Consider the following 15,758-nt stretch of genomic DNA (forward strand, 5'->3'; position numbering starts at 1 on the left):
CGTCGGTCTCTTTAAAAATTAAAACTCTTTTCTCAGCCAGCTATTGAGTCGTTTAATCCACGAGCCAACTGACGCCGTTACGCGTTTTTCAACTTCAGCCTCACCACTCAAATGGGATTCTTTCCCGTAATGAAGCAGCCCCACTGCCGTTGAATAATACGGCTCCTGGGCATAATCCGTCAGACCGGTAATATTCAGCGGTGCGCCAATACGGACTTGCGTATGGAACACGCGCTGTGCGCAGGCTGCAAGACCTTCAATTTGCGCTGCGCCACCGGTTAACACAATCCCCGCCGCCAGATGATGTTTCACCCCCTGCTGGCGAAGCTGTTCTTGTAATTGCAAAATTTCTTCGTTGACCAGGTTGAGCAGCTCGGTATAACGCGGCTCAATGACCTCTGCCAAAGTCTGACGCTGCAGGCTACGCGGCGGACGACCGCCCACGCTTGGCACCTCAACGCTCTCGTCTTTACCGACGATGGAGCCCAGCGCGCAGCCATGACGTACTTTGATGGCTTCAGCATCGCTCGGCGGCGTACCAAAGGCATACGCGATATCGCTGGTCACCACATTCCCTGCATAAGGGATCACTTTGGTATGGCGCAACGCCCCGCCAGTATAAACGGCGATATCCATTGTACCACCACCAATATCTACCACGCAGACACCCAGTTCACGTTCATCTTCCGTCAACACGGAATAACTGGCTGCCAGTCCGGCGAAAATCAGTTGGTCAACTTTCAGACCACAACGTTCAACGGCTTTGACAATATTCTTCGCCATGTCGTTGTGGCAGGTAATAAGATGCACTTTTGCCTGCATACGTACGCCGGAAAGACCTACCGGATTTTTGATACCTTCCTGGTAGTCAATGGCGTATTCCTGCGGAATAACGTGCAGAACACGATGTTCATCGCGCACGCGTACGGATTTTGCCGTATGTACGACGTTTTCCACATCTTCTTGCGTCACTTCCTCTTCGGAAATGGGCACCATACCAATTTCATTCTGACAGCTAATGTGTTTGCCGGAAAGCGCCAGATACACCGAGGATATCTGGCAATCTGCCATCAGCTCAGCCTGGTCAATGGCGCGCTGTACGCATTTCACCACTGACTCAAGGTCATTCACCCCGCCTTTATCCATACCTCGCGATGGGCAACTGCCCACGCCAATGATATTGACCATACCGTCGGGCAGAACTTCCCCTACTAAAGCGGCTACCTTCGCGGTGCCAATCTCCAGTCCAACTACCAGTTTTCTGTCCGTCGCCTTGATCATTGTTGTTCTGCCTGTGCCTGATTCTGTTGCTGATTAGATTCCTCAGGAGGCAAGGGAACCCAGCCTACTGCCGCTCCTGAGTCATAACGCAAATCAACGTAGCTAATCCGTTTGCCATCGGTTTGCGCCTGCTGCTGTAAAACCGGGTAGAGTTCCACAAAGCGAGCCAAACGTTTTATCGTATCGCCCCTGCCCAGATTGAGCTTAATATCGTTATTTAGCGTCAACTGCCAGGAACGACGCGCGGTCATCGCCGCTTCCTTCAGGGTGAATCTATCCTTAGCCAGCACCTGCCCCATATCGCGGAACCCTTGCAGCACTTCACTTGCGCTGCCTTCCGGTCCATACAACATGGGTAATACCTGCTTATTGGCCCGACCGGATGGGACGCTGAACGTATTGCCTTCAGCATCCACCATGTGCTGGTCATTCCAACGCGCAATTGGCACATATTCAACCAGATGAATCTTCAATTCATCAGGCCATTGCTTTCTGACGCTCGCCTGTTTAATCCACGGGAGGCGTTCAATCTGACTCTGGATGATGTTCACATCCTGGGTCATAAAGGTTCCCGGCGCGCCCAGCGCCAGAATGGACTGACGGATATCATCATTGCGCGTGTAATGCCGTTCGCCGGTTAACACCAGTTTTGACAACGGCAAACGCTGCGCATCTTCCATCCATCCCAACACGACCCAGCCGCTAACAAACACGGTGCACAGCACTGTCAGCAGGAACAGTATTCCTGCAAGACGCGTTCCATTATTGCGGCGTGAGGAATTTACGTCTTCTTCATCACCGTTTCGCGTGTTCAGCGCAGCCTGCGACATATCAGTCCGCCAACTCCAGAATTCTTACCACCAACTGCGAGAAGCTCAGACCCGCCTGACGCGCCGCCATCGGCACCAGGCTGTGGCTGGTCATACCCGGAGAGGTATTGGCTTCCAGCAGATAAAACTGGCCATCGCTGTCCAGCATGACGTCAATGCGCCCCCAACCTTTACAGCCTAAGGCGGTCCACGCTTTCAGGACTAAATCCTGTAATTGGGCCTCTTGCTCGACTTCCAGACCTGCAGGGCAGAAATATTGTGTCTCATCAGAGAGATACTTCGCCTCATAATCATAGAAGGTTCCCGCGGGTTGGATACGTATTGACGGTAAAATTTCTTCGCCGAGTATCGCAACGGTAAATTCCGGGCCACTGAGCCATTTTTCAATCAGTACTTCTTCATCATGCTGAAAAGCCAATGCTAATGCACCCTGCAAAGCATTTTCTTCTTCAACTTTTGACATCCCTACGCTGGAACCTTCACGGCTTGGCTTAACAATCAGCGGCAAACCTAACGCAGAAATTTTTGCAACTACCTCATCGCTAAGACCTTTTTCGAACTCAGCGCGGGTCAACGCAACCCATGGCGCGACGGGTAAACCTGCGCCCTGCCACAGCAGCTTGCTGCGCAGTTTGTCCATCGAAATCGCGGAAGCCATGACGCCGCTGCCGGTATAAGGCAGGCCAATTTGCTCCAGCATGCCCTGCAACGTGCCATCTTCACCGCCACGGCCGTGCAGCGCAATAAACACCTTCTGAAAACCCATTGATTTCAGAAGAGTGACATCAACCTCTTTAGGGTCAACCGGATGGGCATCCACGCCGCCTTCACGCAACCCGGCGAGCACAGCCGCGCCAGAGTTCAGCGACACTTCTCGTTCTGCGGAGGTGCCCCCTAACAGGACCGCGATTTTATCAGCCATGTTGTTCTTCCTCCGGATTTTGCGGCTTCAGTTTGATTTCAGCTAAGGAACGCGCAATTTTGCCGATATTTCCAGCACCTTGCACCAAAATCAGATCATTGCCGGTTAATACCGGTGCCAACATTTCTGCCACCTGGGCCGGATCGGATACCAGAATAGGATCGATCTTACCGCGACCACGAATAGTACGGCACAGCGAGCGGCTGTCAGCGCCTGGAATGGCGGCTTCGCCCGCGGCGTATACATCCAGCATCAACAGCGCATCAACCTGAGTCAGCACGTTGGCAAAGTCATCGTACAAATCGCGCGTACGCGTATACCGATGCGGCTGGAACAGCATCACCAGATTTTTGTCCGGCCAGCCCGCGCGCGCGGCTTTAATCGTGGCATCCACTTCCGTTGGGTGATGGCCGTAATCATCAACCAGCATCGCGGTCCCAGCTTTACCGTTAACCGGCTCAAGCGGGAATTCGCCGAGGAAGTCAAAACGGCGTCCGGTACCCTGGAAACTTTCCAGCGCGCGCAGGATCGCGTCGTCTTCAATACCTTCTTCCGTTGCGACCGCTACCGCGGCAGCCGCGTTCAGCGCATTGTGGCGGCCCGGCGCGTTCAACGTTACGCGTAGTTCGGCCATCCCCTGACGCACCAGGGTGAAGTGACCCTGCGGGCCGATCTGCTGGTAATCTTCAACGCGCACATCGGCATCATCACTGAAACCATAGGTTGTGGTTTGACGGCCAACTCGCGGTAGCAGTTCGCGGATCACCGGATCGTCAACGCACATCACCGCACGACCATAAAACGGCAAGTTATGCAGGAAATTAATAAACGTCTGCTTTAAATTTTCGAAGTCGCCATGGTAGGTATCCATATGGTCGGCTTCGATATTGGTGACAATCGCCACCATCGGCTGCAAATGCAGGAACGACGCATCGCTCTCGTCCGCTTCGGCAATCAAATAACGGCTATGACCCAGACGTGCATGAACGCCTGCGGCCTTCACCAGACCACCGTTAACAAAGGTCGGATCCAGCCCCGCTTCCGCGTAAATACTGGAGACCATCGCCGTGGTCGTGGTTTTACCATGCGTCCCGGCAATGGCGATGCCGTGACGAAAACGCATTAACTCCGCCAGCATTTCAGCGCGACGGATCACAGGAATGCGCGCTTCATGCGCCGCAACAATTTCCGGGTTATCCGCAGAAATGGCGCTGGAGACCACTACCACGCTCGCATCGCGTACGTTTTCCGGACGATGGTTGAAGAAAATCGTGGCACCGAGATTCGTCAACTGCTGCGTCACCGGATTTGGCGCTAAGTCAGAACCGCTGATCTGATAACCTTCATTGGCCAAAACTTCGGCAATACCGCCCATACCAGCACCACCGATGCCGACAAAGTGAATGTGCCGAACGCGACGCATTTCGGGCACGATGGAACGCAGTTTTGCCAGTTGTTGTGTATTCATTCTTTAGCCATTAACTTCTTAGTTCATGCGATGCAAAAGGCATCACCACAATTACGCCCGGGCAGCCCGGCTCACTTCATTTGCAACGCGTTCGGTGGCATCCGGTATGGATGCGGCGCGCGCACGTTCTGCCATGGTTAATAAAGTTTCTCGCGACCACCCGGCAAGGGTGCTGGCGACGGCATCCACAGTAAACTGTGGTTGCTCTAAAATTTTGGCGGCGCCCGCTTTTTCCAGCGGCAACGCATTCCAATACTGCTGTCTGTCTTTGTGCTGGAACGGCACAAACAGCGCAGTTAAGCCTGCGGCGGCAATCTCACTCACCGTCAGCGCGCCGGAACGGCACACTACAACATCCGCCCATGCATAAGCGGCGGCCATATCATCAATAAACTCAGTGACCTTGTGCTGCGGTTGTCCGACCTCGGCATAAGCGTGTTCAACGGTTTGTTGCGCACCTTTACCGCTCTGGTGCCAGATAGTCACCGCCTCGCCAAGCTTTGCGGCAACCTGCGGCATCGTCTGGTTGAGAACGCGCGCGCCCTGAGAACCACCGACCACCAGCACACGAACCGGGCCTTCACGTCCAGCCAGACGCGCTTCGGGTAATGGCAGCGCCAGCACGTCCGTGCGTACCGGGTTCCCGACCACTTCCGCATTCGGGAAAGCGCCGGGGAAAGCCTGCATAACCTTCGTTGCAATTTTTGCCAGCCATTTATTGGTTAATCCCGCAATGCCGTTCTGCTCATGCAGTACGACCGGAATACCTAATGACCATGCGGCCAAGCCGCCAGGACCTGACACGTAGCCGCCCATACCGAGCACCACATCAGGCTTGAATTGCTTCATGATGGCGCGCGCCTGACGCCAGGCGTTAAAAATACGCACGGGTGCGGCAAGCAGTGCGTTAACGCCTTTGCCACGCAGACCGGAGATGCGAATAAAGTCAATTTCAATGCCATGCTTCGGCACTAAGTCCGCTTCCATACGATCGGCGGTGCCCAGCCAACGAACCTGCCAGCCCTGGGCCATTAAATGGTGCGCGACCGCCAGTCCCGGGAACACATGCCCGCCGGTACCGCCTGCCATCACCATTAACCGCTTCGGTTGACCACTCATCGTGCACCTCGTGTAAACGCCTGGGCTTTTTCCAGACGCGTTTCATAATCAATACGTAACAAAAACATGATGGCCGTCGACATTATCAACAAACTGGAACCACCATAACTAATAAGCGGCAGCGTCAGGCCTTTGGTTGGCAGCATACCTGCCGCCGCGCCGACGTTTACTAACGCCTGGAAGCTAAACCAGATCCCGATGGAGCAGGCTAAAAAGCCTGAAAAACGGTGGTCAATTTCCAGCGCTTTACGGCCAATCGACATCGCGCGAAAAGCGACGAAGAATACCATTAAAAGTGCCAATACCACACCGATATAACCCAGTTCTTCCCCAATGATGGCGAAGATGAAGTCGGTGTGCGCTTCCGGTAAATACTCCAGTTTTTGGACTGAGTTGCCTAACCCTTGCCCCCAAACCTCACCACGGCCAAACGCCATTAGCGATTGCGTCAACTGGTATCCGCTGCCGAACGGATCTTCCCATGGATTCCAGAAAGAGGTTACGCGACGAATACGATACGGTTCGGCAAGGATCAGCAGCACGACCGCCGATATCCCCATGCCGATAATCGCAATGAACTGCCACAATTTAGCCCCGGCAAGAAACAGCATCGCCAGCGTGGTGACAAACAGCACCACTACCGTACCGAGGTCAGGCTGCGCCAGCAGTAATACGGCCAGCACCAGGATCACGCCCATCGGTTTCAGGAAGCCGCGCAGGTTGTTTCGCACTTCATCCACCTTGCGTACCAGGTAGTTGGCGAGATAACAAAACAGCGACAGCTTGGTAAATTCCGCAGGCTGAATACGCAGCGGCCCCAGAGCAATCCAGCGCGATGCCCCGTTAACGGAGCTCCCCACCACCAACACGATCAGCAGCATGATGATCGAGGCGATGAGCATTGTAGTGCTGTACTTCTGCCAGAACGCCATCGGCAGACGCAGCGTGACCATCGCCAAACAGAACGCCAGGAAGATGTACAGCGCGTCACGTTTAGCAAACAGGAAGGGGTCGCCCGCCAGACGTTGTCCTACCGGCATTGATGCCGATGTCACCATGATGAAACCAATTGCCGCCAGACCGAAGGTCAGCCACAGCAGCATGCGGTCATACATGATCAGGCTGTCCGCGTCTTTATCGCGCGAAGCCATCACCCAGCCTTTGAGTGCCGCGAAGATCCACGCCAGGACACCCAGTCCCGGTAAGCGCGGCATTCTCAGACGAGGGAGAGATAAACGCATCAACCCAACTCCTTCGCCAGACGCGTAAAGACGTCACCGCGTTGCTCAAAGTTCTTGAACTGATCGAGGCTGGCACACGCTGGCGACAGCAGCACCATATCACCCGGCTTCACGCGCGGCGCGAGCAGACGCATTGCCTGCTCCATGGTTTCGGTTTGTTCGGCAACCTCAGGTCGCAGTGCCGCAAGCTGCGCGCCATCACGGCCAAAGCAGTACAGACGGATGTTGTCGCCGGTGAGGTAACGTTGCAGCGGCATAAAGTCAGCGGATTTCCCGTCGCCGCCCAGCAGCAGGTGCAGCGTACCTTCAACATGCAGGCCATTCAGCGCCGCTTCAGTACTGCCGACGTTGGTCGCTTTTGAATCGTTGATCCAACGCACACCGTTATGATTCAGTACCAACTGGAAACGATGCGCCAGTCCGGTAAAGGTGGTCAGCGCTTTCAGGCTTGACGCCCGCGGCAGACCCGCTGCATCAGCCAGCGCCAGCGCTGCCAGAGCGTTGGTATAGTTATGCTGGCCGGTAAGCATCATCTCTTTCACGTTGAGAACTTTTTCCCCCTTCACCCGCAGCCAGGTTTCGCCCTGCTGACGATTAAGGTGATAGTCCCCCATGTTGACACCGAAGCTCACGCAACGCTCATCTGCGCCACGAACCGGCATGGTCAGCGCATCATCCGCATTGACCACGCAGACTTTCGCATTCTCATAAACGCGCAGTTTGGCCGCACGATACTGCTGCAAACCAAACGGATACCGGTCCATATGATCTTCGGTGACATTCAAAATGGTGGCGGCTACGGCCTGTAAGCTGGAGGTCGTTTCAAGCTGAAAGCTGGATAGCTCAAGCACATATAGCTCACGCTCGGCGTCCAGTAACATCAGTGCTGGCAGGCCAATGTTACCGCCTACGCCGACGTTAGCGCCTGCTGCTTTTGCCATTTCGCCAACCAGTGTCGTAACCGTGCTCTTACCGTTAGAGCCGGTGATCGCGACGATCGGCGCCTGTGCTTCGCGACAGAACAGCTCGATGTCACCGACAATTTCAATCCCCGCATCGGCGGCGGCGCTCAGTGAAGGGTGCGCCAGGGCAATACCAGGGCTGGCGACGATGAGATCGGCGTCCAGCAGCCAGTCATCATTCAGGCTGCCAACATGACGCTCAACCGCTTCCGGTAATTTATCCAGGCCCGGCGGCGTCGCGCGGGTATCCATCACGCGCGGCGTCACGCCACGCGCCAGGAAGAAATCCACGCAGGATAGCCCGGTCAAACCCAGACCGATAATGACGACTTTTTTACCCTGGTAATCAGCCATGATTAACGTACCTTCAGCGTTGCCAGGCCAATCAGCACCAGCATCAGCGAAATAATCCAGAAGCGCACAATCACGCGCGGTTCCGGCCAGCCTTTCAGTTCATAGTGGTGGTGAATCGGCGCCATACGGAAGATGCGCTGTCCGCGCAGCTTAAAGGAACCGACCTGCAGAATGACCGACAGCGTTTCTACGACGAATACGCCGCCCATGATCACCAGCAGGAACTCCTGACGCAGCAGCACGGCAATAATGCCCAGCGCGCCGCCCAGCGCCAGCGATCCGACGTCGCCCATAAAGACCTGCGCCGGATAGGTGTTAAACCAAAGGAAGCCTAACCCCGCGCCGACAATCGCCGTACAGACGATCACCAGTTCGCCGGCATGGCGTAAATACGGAATGTGCAGATAGTTAGCGAAGTTCATGTTCCCGGTCGCCCATGCCACCAGCGCAAAACCCGCAGCCACGAACACGGTCGGCATAATCGCCAGGCCATCCAGACCATCGGTGAGATTGACCGCGTTACCGGTACCCACAATGACGAAGTACGCCAGCAGGACGTAGAACAGTCCCAGTTGCGGCATCACGTCTTTAAAGAACGGCACGACCAGTTCGGTCGCCGGGGTATCTTTCCCCGCCAGGTACAGCGCAAAGGCTACGCCCAGCGCAATCACCGACATCCAAAAATATTTCCAGCGCGCGATCAGACCTTTAGTGTCTTTGCGTACCACTTTGCGGTAGTCATCGACAAAACCAATAATCCCGTAACCGACCAATACCACCAGCACGCACCAGACGTACGGGTTCGACGGGTATGCCCACAGGAGCACGGAGATAACAATCGCGGTGAGGATCATGATCCCGCCCATGGTCGGCGTACCGCGTTTACTAAAGTGTGATTCCGGGCCGTCGTTACGTACGACCTGTCCAAAGGACATTTTTTGCAGGCGGGCGATCATGCGCGGGCCCATCCACAAAGAGATGAACAGCGCGGTCAGCAGGCTGACGATGGCGCGAAACGTCAGATAGGAAAAGACGTTAAAGCCGGAATAATATTTGACCAAATGTTCGGCCAGCCAAACTAACATGTCCCATTCTCCTGTAATGCGCGTACTACCTCTTCCATGGCGGCACTACGTGAACCCTTCACTAAAATCGTCATGATCTGATGTTCCGCAATCAGCGCCTTGAGATGAGCGACCAGCGCGGTTTTATCCGCAAAATGCTCGCCAACGCCGCTGGCGTCGCTAATTGCCTGACTCAGTTTCCCTGTACTCAGTACACGGTCGATGCCCGCGTTTTTCGCAGCAACACCTACCTGTACGTGACATGCTTCGCTTTCCGCGCCAAGCTCTGCCATATCGCCCACCACCAGCACACGGTAGCCCGGCATTTCGGACAGCACCTGTACCGCTGCGGTCATCGAGCCGACGTTAGCGTTGTAGGAGTCGTCCAGCAGCAGCTGATTTTCTGCCAGTTGAATCGGGAACAGACGCCCCGGTACCGCTTGCAGATCCTTCAGGCCCGCTTTGATCGCCTCAGGCGTCGCGCCTACCGCCATAGAGAGCGCAGCCGCCGCCAGGGCGTTGGCAATGTTGTGACGACCCGGCAACGGCAGCAGAACATCAATGCTTCCGGTTGGCGTGCGCAGCGAAAACTCCGTACCGTGCGAGGTCACGTGAACGTTAGCCGCCGAAAAATCGCTGTTGGCCGCATTCGGGGAGAAGCGCCAGACTTTGCGATCGCCAATGATGCTCTGCCAGTTCAGCCAGTCGTTGTTATCAGCGTTCATGATGGCGATGCCATTCGCTGACAGACCGCCAAAAATCTCACCTTTAGCCTTCGCAACGCCCGCAAGAGAGCCGAAACCCTCCAGATGCGCAGCAGCAAGATTGTTCACCAGCGCCGCTTCCGGACGCGTCAGGCCAACGGTCCAGGCGATTTCGCCCTGATGATTGGCGCCGAGCTCGATCACGGCATAGTCGTAATCGTTGTTTAAGCGCAGCAACGTCATCGGTACACCGATGTCGTTGTTCAGATTGCCCGCGGTGTATAGGGTGTTGCCACACTTGCTCAGAATGGATGCCGTCATCTCTTTAACAGACGTTTTGCCGGATGAGCCGGTCAGCGCGACCACGCGCGCCGGAACCTGGGCGCGAACCCACGCTGCCAGTTCGCCGAACGCCAGACGGGTGTCTTTTACAATAACCTGCGGTAAATCAATATTGAGTGGACGGCTGACTAACAGCGCGCCTGCTCCCCCGTCTTTCGCCTTGTCGGCAAAATCGTGGGCATCAAAGCGTTCGCCTTTCAGCGCCACAAACAGGCAGCCCGGCGTCACTTTACGCGTATCGGTTGTCACTGCATCGAGGGTCAGGTCGCCCCCTTTTAGTTCGCCACAGAGGATTTCCGCCAGTTGGCTGAGCGTTACGCTAATCATGCGATCACCCCCAGCAGACGCGCTGCCGTGACGCGGTCAGAATAGTCGAGACGCTGTGAACCAACGATCTGGTAGTCTTCGTGCCCTTTCCCGGCCACCAGCACCACGTCGTTTTCTTTCGCCTGCATGATGGCGTTAGTCACTGCTTCGGCGCGACCTTCCATCACCTTCGCCTGTCCGGCATCCAGCATCCCCGCCAGAATGTCGTTGATGATGGCGCGCGGTTCTTCGGTACGCGGGTTGTCATCGGTCACCACGACCACATCAGCAAATTGTTCGGCAATCGCGCCCATCAGCGGACGTTTGCCTTTGTCGCGATCGCCACCGCAGCCAAAGACGCACCACAGTTTGCCGGTACAGTGCAGACGCGCCGCCTGCAGCGCTTTTTCCAGCGCATCCGGCGTATGGGCATAATCAACCACCACGGTGGTTTTGCCCGGCGCGCTGAACACTTCCATGCGCCCGCAAACCGGTTGCAATTGTGTCGCTGTTTTTAGTAAATCAGCTAACGGATATCCCAGCGCCAGCAGCGTTGCCAGCGCCAGCAGCAGATTGCTGACGTTAAACGCGCCCATCAGGCAGCTTTCAATTTCGCCCTCCCCCCATGAGGAGGTAAAGCGAATCGTTGCCCCGCTGTCGTGATACTTCACCTCAACGGCTTTTAACCAACGACCATGACAGTTTGGGTTGATGTGGTCTTCCATCGAAACGGCCACCGCATCCGGAAGTTTGGCCAGCCAGCGACGACCGACCTCATCATCCGCATTGACGATGGCCTGACCGCAATGGTGCGTAGAGTACAGCAGCCATTTCGCGGCTTCGTAATGTTCCATGTCACCGTGGTAGTCGAGATGGTCACGGCTTAAGTTAGTAAACACTGATGCGGCAAACTTCAGCGCCGCGACGCGATGCTGAACCAGACCGTGGGAAGAGACTTCCATCGCGCCAACCGTGGCGCCCTGTGCAACCAGTCCCGCCAGCACATGCTGGACATCAACGGCTGAACCGGTGGTATTTTCCGTCGGGATCACTTTGCCCAACAGACCATTGCCAACGGTTCCCATCACCGCGCTGGTTTCACCCAGCAGTTGGCTCCACTGCGCCAGCAATTGAGTAGTGGTCGTTTTACCGTTGGTCCCGGTCACGCCAACCAGACGCATTTTTTCAGAAGGCTCGTGGTAAAAACGGCCCGCCAGTGCAGATAAACGCTCATTAAGCTGGCTGAGATAGATAACCGGAACGCCGTGCATTTCACGGATTTCACCATCAGTCGCTTCATCTTTTGCTTCTGCAATAATGGCAGCCACACCTTGCGCTATCGCCTGCGGGATATACCGACGCCCGTCCGCCTGATGACCCAATACTGCGACAAAGAGATCGCCCGATGCAGCCACACGGCTGTCGAGCGTCATCTCCCGCAGTGCTCGCTCCGGTGCACCCGGCACCCATGGAGCAAGAAGGTCGCGCAAATTACGATCTGCCACCTGTTGCCTCGCCTTGATTATTCACAAATTCACTTTTATCGCCCGTTGCCAGCGCATCCGGTTCGATGTTCATGGTGCGCAGTACGCCGCCCATGATGGCACCGAAGACCGGCGCGGAAACGGCGCCACCGTAGTATTTACCCGCCTGCGGATCGTTGATAACAACAACCAGCGCGAAGCGCGGCTGACTCGCAGGCGCAACGCCTGCGGTATAAGCAATGTATTTGTTGATGTAGCGACCATCCGGCCCTACTTTTTTCGCCGTACCGGTTTTGATGGCGATGCGATAGCCTTTAATCGCCGCCTTCACGCCGCCGCCTCCGGGCAGCGCTACGCTTTCCATCATGTGCACCACGGTACGAACGGTCGCTTCCGGGAAAATACGCTCGCCCGGAACAGGAGGGTCAACTTTGGTAATCGACAGCGGGCGATAAACGCCATAGCTGCCGATCGTTGCATAGACTCGCGCTAACTGTAACGGGGTTACCATTAGCCCATAGCCGAAAGAGAAGGTGGCCCTCTCTATGTCAGACCACCGTTGTTTTTGAGGATATAAGCCACTGCGTTCTCCGACCAACCCCAAATTGGTCGCTTTTCCCAGCCCAAAACGTGAGTAAGTATCTACTAACGCTGAGGACGGCATCGCTAACGCCAGCTTAGAAACACCGACGTTACTCGACTTCTGCAAAACCCCAGTAAGGGTCAATTCGCTATAACGCGCCACGTCTTTGATTTCGTGACCATTAATTCGGTAAGGAATCGTATTGAGTACGGTATTTTCGCGTACCACTCCACGCTGCAGCGCCGTCATTACCACCATTGGTTTGACGGTAGAACCCGGTTCAAACACGTCGGTAATGGTACGGTTACGCATGACATCTTTTTGCGTACCGGAGAGATTATTGGGGTTGTAGGACGGGCTGTTCGCCATCGCCAGCACTTCACCGGTGTTGACATCCACCAGCACGGCGCTGCCGGATTCCGCTTTGTTGAACGCGACGGCATTATTCAGTTCACGGTAGACCAACGCCTGTAAACGCTCATCAATGCTCAGCGCAAGGTTGTGCGCCGCCTGGCTGTCGGTAGAGGAGATATCTTCAATTACGCGGCCATAGCGGTCTTTACGTACGATACGTTCGCCCGGCTGTCCGGTGAGCCACTTATCGAAGCTCTTCTCAACGCCTTCAATCCCCTGGCTGTCAACGTTAGTAAAGCCAATGAGGTGAGCGGTCACTTCTCCGGAAGGATAGTAACGACGGGATTCTTCACGCAGGTGAATACCTGGCAGCTTGAGTTTTTTGATGTAGTCGGCCATGTCAGGGTTAACCTGACGCGCCAGATAGATAAAGCGCCCTTTCGGGTTGGCGTTAATACGGGAAGCCAGCTGGTCGAGCGGGAGATTAAGCGCGGTCGACAGCGCTCTCCAGCGTTCACCAACGCTCACGCCGCCTGCGTCATGCACCTCTTTCGGGTCGGCCCAAATCGCCTTCACCGGAACACTCACCGCCAGCGGACGGCCCGAACGGTCGGTAATCATCCCGCGCGATGTAGAGACTTCCTGTACGCGCAGGGAGCGCATGTCGCCCTGACGCACCAGCATATCCGGCGCGATGATTTGCAGCCAGGCGACGCGTCCCAGCAGGAAACCCAGTGCCAGCAAAATACAGCCGCACAGTAACGCAAAACGCCAACTGACAAAGTTGGCTTGTTCTTCCTGGCGTTTTGGTTTGTGCGTTTTTGCCGCTGCTTTCATGCGTCGCGTTTATCCTTATTTTTGTACTACAATATTTTCTTGTGAGGGATCAACATGCTGCATTTGCAGCTTTTCCGTTGCGATCCGTTCAACACGGCTATGGTCGCCGAGCGCGTTCTCCTCAAGGATCAAGTTGCGCCATTCGATATCCAACGCATCTCGCTCCAGAACCAACTGCTCACGCTGCGCGGTCAGTAACCGCGTATGGTGTGCGGTTGTCACGACGGTAACCGCCGTCAAAATAATGCAAATGAACAGGCAGAGTGGCAGCTTCCCATACCGCAAAAGATCGTCACCGATCACGCCAGGCAAGGCATGGCGCTCGTTGCTTCCTATCGATCCTTTAACTTTGCTAAGGGCTTCTGTCACTCTGCTGATCATGCGTTCGTCCTCTCTGCAATACGCAGAACTGAACTACGGGCACGAGGATTTTCAGCTACCTCTTCTTCACCCGGCATCATCTTGCCTAGTGCTCTTAACTCACGGCCGCCCAGCTTTTTGATCTGCGCTTCCGTCATCGGTATTCCAGCCGGAACCTGAGGACCACGGCTTTGTTCGCGCATAAAGCGTTTCACAATACGGTCTTCAAGCGAATGGAAACTGATAATCGAAAGGCGACCACCTGGTGCCAGCACGCTGAGCGAGCTTTTTAGCGCCTGCTCTATCTCCTCCAGTTCACTGTTCACCCAGATGCGCACCGCCTGGAAGGTACGGGTCGCGGGATGTTTGAATTTGTCTTTCACCGGCATTGCCGCCGCAATCACTTCCGCCAGCTCTTTGGTGCGGGTCATCGGTTCGATGCGATTGCGCTCGACGATGGCGCGAGCAATGCGTTTACCAAAGCGCTCCTCGCCAAAGGTTTTAATCACCCAGGCAATGTCCGCTTCATCGGCGGTTTGCAGCCATTCGGCTGCGGACTGACCGCGTGTTGGATCCATACGCATATCCAACGGACCGTCACGCATAAACGAGAAACCGCGCTCCGCATCATCAAGCTGCGGGGAAGAAACGCCAAGATCGAGAAGAATCCCGTCGATCTTACCGGTAAGTCCGCGCTCGGCGACATAGTCAGCCAGCGCAGAGAATGGTCCATGAACGATGGAGAAACGGGGATCGGTAATCGTCTGTGCAACGGCAATAGCCTGCGGATCGCGATCGATAGCCAGTAAACGTCCCTCTTCGCCAAGCTGGGAGAGGATCAGACGTGAATGACCACCGCGACCAAATGTCCCGTCAATGTAGATGCCGTCTGGACGAATATTCAGGCCGTTGACGGCTTCATCCAGCAACACCGTTGTATGTTTATAATTTTCCATCATTTTATAGAGACAAATCCTGCAATCGTTCCGACAGCGCGCCGGTAACAGACTGCTCAGCGTCGATATCTTCCTTGACCTGTTGATACCAGGTCGTTTCATCCCACAGCTCAAACTTATTGAACTGCCCAACCAGCATCACTTCTTTCGTTAGCCCCGCGTGTTGCCGCAGAATCGGCGCTATCAATAATCGGCCAGCGCTATCCATCTGACATTCGCTGGCATGCCCCAACAACAGGCGCTGTACGCGACGCTCAACTGGATTCATGCTCGACAGACGCGATAACTTCTGCTCGATAATTTCCCATTCAGGCAGGGGGTACAGCAGCAGGCACGGGTGATGGATGTCAATGGTGCAAACCATTTGACCGGTAGCGCACTCGAGCAGTTGATCCCGATAACGGGTGGGCACCGATAAGCGCCCTTTACTGTCGAGATTAACTAACGTTGCTCCCCGGAACATGCCAGTCTCACCCCCGATTACCACTTTATCCCACAAAATCCCACTTAAAGGAGTTTACGGAGCGGAGGAAAACCTTGTCAAGCAAGTCACGGCGCTAAGCGGAGCAAAAAACACATTGTTTACAGCTA

The 15,758-nt window shown here is 55.3% G+C and carries 14 protein-coding genes; all 14 read right to left on the minus strand.

Going from position 1 to position 15,758, the window contains the following annotated elements; translation table 11 throughout:
* Positions 1-18: 18 nt before the first annotated feature.
* Genes ftsA through mraZ form a run of 14 tightly spaced genes read right to left on the minus strand, consistent with a single transcriptional unit; the run spans position 19 to position 15,630 of the window.
* Positions 19-1,281, minus strand: coding sequence for a cell division protein FtsA (gene ftsA, locus OOJ59_RS08630; RefSeq protein WP_003018755.1), 1,263 nt, complete (start codon positions 1,279-1,281; stop codon positions 19-21).
* Complete coding sequence (ftsQ, locus tag OOJ59_RS08635) at positions 1,278-2,111, minus strand: cell division protein FtsQ (RefSeq protein WP_038637223.1); 834 nt, start codon at positions 2,109-2,111, stop codon at positions 1,278-1,280. The genes ftsA and ftsQ overlap by 4 nt, the downstream gene beginning before the upstream one ends.
* A gap of 1 nt (position 2,112) precedes the next feature.
* A complete protein-coding gene (locus tag OOJ59_RS08640) occupies positions 2,113-3,033 on the minus strand; it encodes a D-alanine--D-alanine ligase (RefSeq protein WP_121528583.1) in 921 nt (306 codons plus the stop codon).
* Entirely contained in the window at positions 3,026-4,501 is a 1,476-nt protein-coding gene (gene murC, locus OOJ59_RS08645) for a UDP-N-acetylmuramate--L-alanine ligase (protein WP_085048311.1), read from the minus strand. Before murC ends, OOJ59_RS08640 begins: the two co-directional genes overlap by 8 nt.
* A gap of 51 nt (positions 4,502-4,552) precedes the next feature.
* On the minus strand, positions 4,553-5,620 hold the full coding sequence (gene murG / locus OOJ59_RS08650; protein WP_160955679.1) for an undecaprenyldiphospho-muramoylpentapeptide beta-N-acetylglucosaminyltransferase: 1,068 nt from the start codon (positions 5,618-5,620) through the stop codon (positions 4,553-4,555).
* Positions 5,617-6,861, minus strand: a complete 1,245-nt coding sequence (ftsW, locus tag OOJ59_RS08655) for a cell division protein FtsW (RefSeq protein WP_038637214.1) — start codon at positions 6,859-6,861, stop codon at positions 5,617-5,619. The genes murG and ftsW overlap by 4 nt, the downstream gene beginning before the upstream one ends.
* Positions 6,861-8,177, minus strand: a complete 1,317-nt coding sequence (gene murD / locus OOJ59_RS08660) for a UDP-N-acetylmuramoyl-L-alanine--D-glutamate ligase (RefSeq protein ID WP_160955678.1) — start codon at positions 8,175-8,177, stop codon at positions 6,861-6,863. The genes ftsW and murD overlap by 1 nt, the downstream gene beginning before the upstream one ends.
* Before the next feature lie 2 nt (positions 8,178-8,179).
* Positions 8,180-9,262: a phospho-N-acetylmuramoyl-pentapeptide-transferase gene (gene mraY, locus OOJ59_RS08665; protein ID WP_016151694.1), complete on the minus strand. Its 1,083-nt coding sequence runs from the start codon at positions 9,260-9,262 to the stop codon at positions 8,180-8,182.
* A complete protein-coding gene (gene murF / locus OOJ59_RS08670) occupies positions 9,256-10,614 on the minus strand; it encodes a UDP-N-acetylmuramoyl-tripeptide--D-alanyl-D-alanine ligase (protein WP_160955677.1) in 1,359 nt (452 codons plus the stop codon). Before murF ends, mraY begins: the two co-directional genes overlap by 7 nt.
* Complete coding sequence (murE, locus tag OOJ59_RS08675; protein ID WP_160955676.1) at positions 10,611-12,098, minus strand: UDP-N-acetylmuramoyl-L-alanyl-D-glutamate--2,6-diaminopimelate ligase; 1,488 nt, start codon at positions 12,096-12,098, stop codon at positions 10,611-10,613. The genes murF and murE overlap by 4 nt, the downstream gene beginning before the upstream one ends.
* Complete coding sequence (ftsI, locus tag OOJ59_RS08680; RefSeq protein ID WP_038637202.1) at positions 12,085-13,851, minus strand: peptidoglycan glycosyltransferase FtsI; 1,767 nt, start codon at positions 13,849-13,851, stop codon at positions 12,085-12,087. Before ftsI ends, murE begins: the two co-directional genes overlap by 14 nt.
* A 15-nt stretch (positions 13,852-13,866) precedes the next feature.
* Positions 13,867-14,232 carry a cell division protein FtsL gene (gene ftsL, locus OOJ59_RS08685; RefSeq protein ID WP_006686695.1) on the minus strand — a complete coding sequence of 122 codons (366 nt, stop codon included), beginning with the start codon at positions 14,230-14,232 and terminating at the stop codon, positions 13,867-13,869.
* A complete protein-coding gene (rsmH, locus tag OOJ59_RS08690; RefSeq protein WP_042312345.1) occupies positions 14,229-15,170 on the minus strand; it encodes a 16S rRNA (cytosine(1402)-N(4))-methyltransferase RsmH in 942 nt (313 codons plus the stop codon). The genes ftsL and rsmH overlap by 4 nt, the downstream gene beginning before the upstream one ends.
* Before the next feature lies 1 nt (position 15,171).
* On the minus strand, positions 15,172-15,630 hold the full coding sequence (mraZ, locus tag OOJ59_RS08695) for a division/cell wall cluster transcriptional repressor MraZ (protein ID WP_038637194.1): 459 nt from the start codon (positions 15,628-15,630) through the stop codon (positions 15,172-15,174).
* Positions 15,631-15,758: the final 128 nt, after the last annotated feature.

It is taken from the genome of Citrobacter sp. W9 (assembly GCF_026719375.1).
GTDB classification, from domain to species: Bacteria; Pseudomonadota; Gammaproteobacteria; order Enterobacterales; family Enterobacteriaceae; genus Citrobacter; species Citrobacter werkmanii.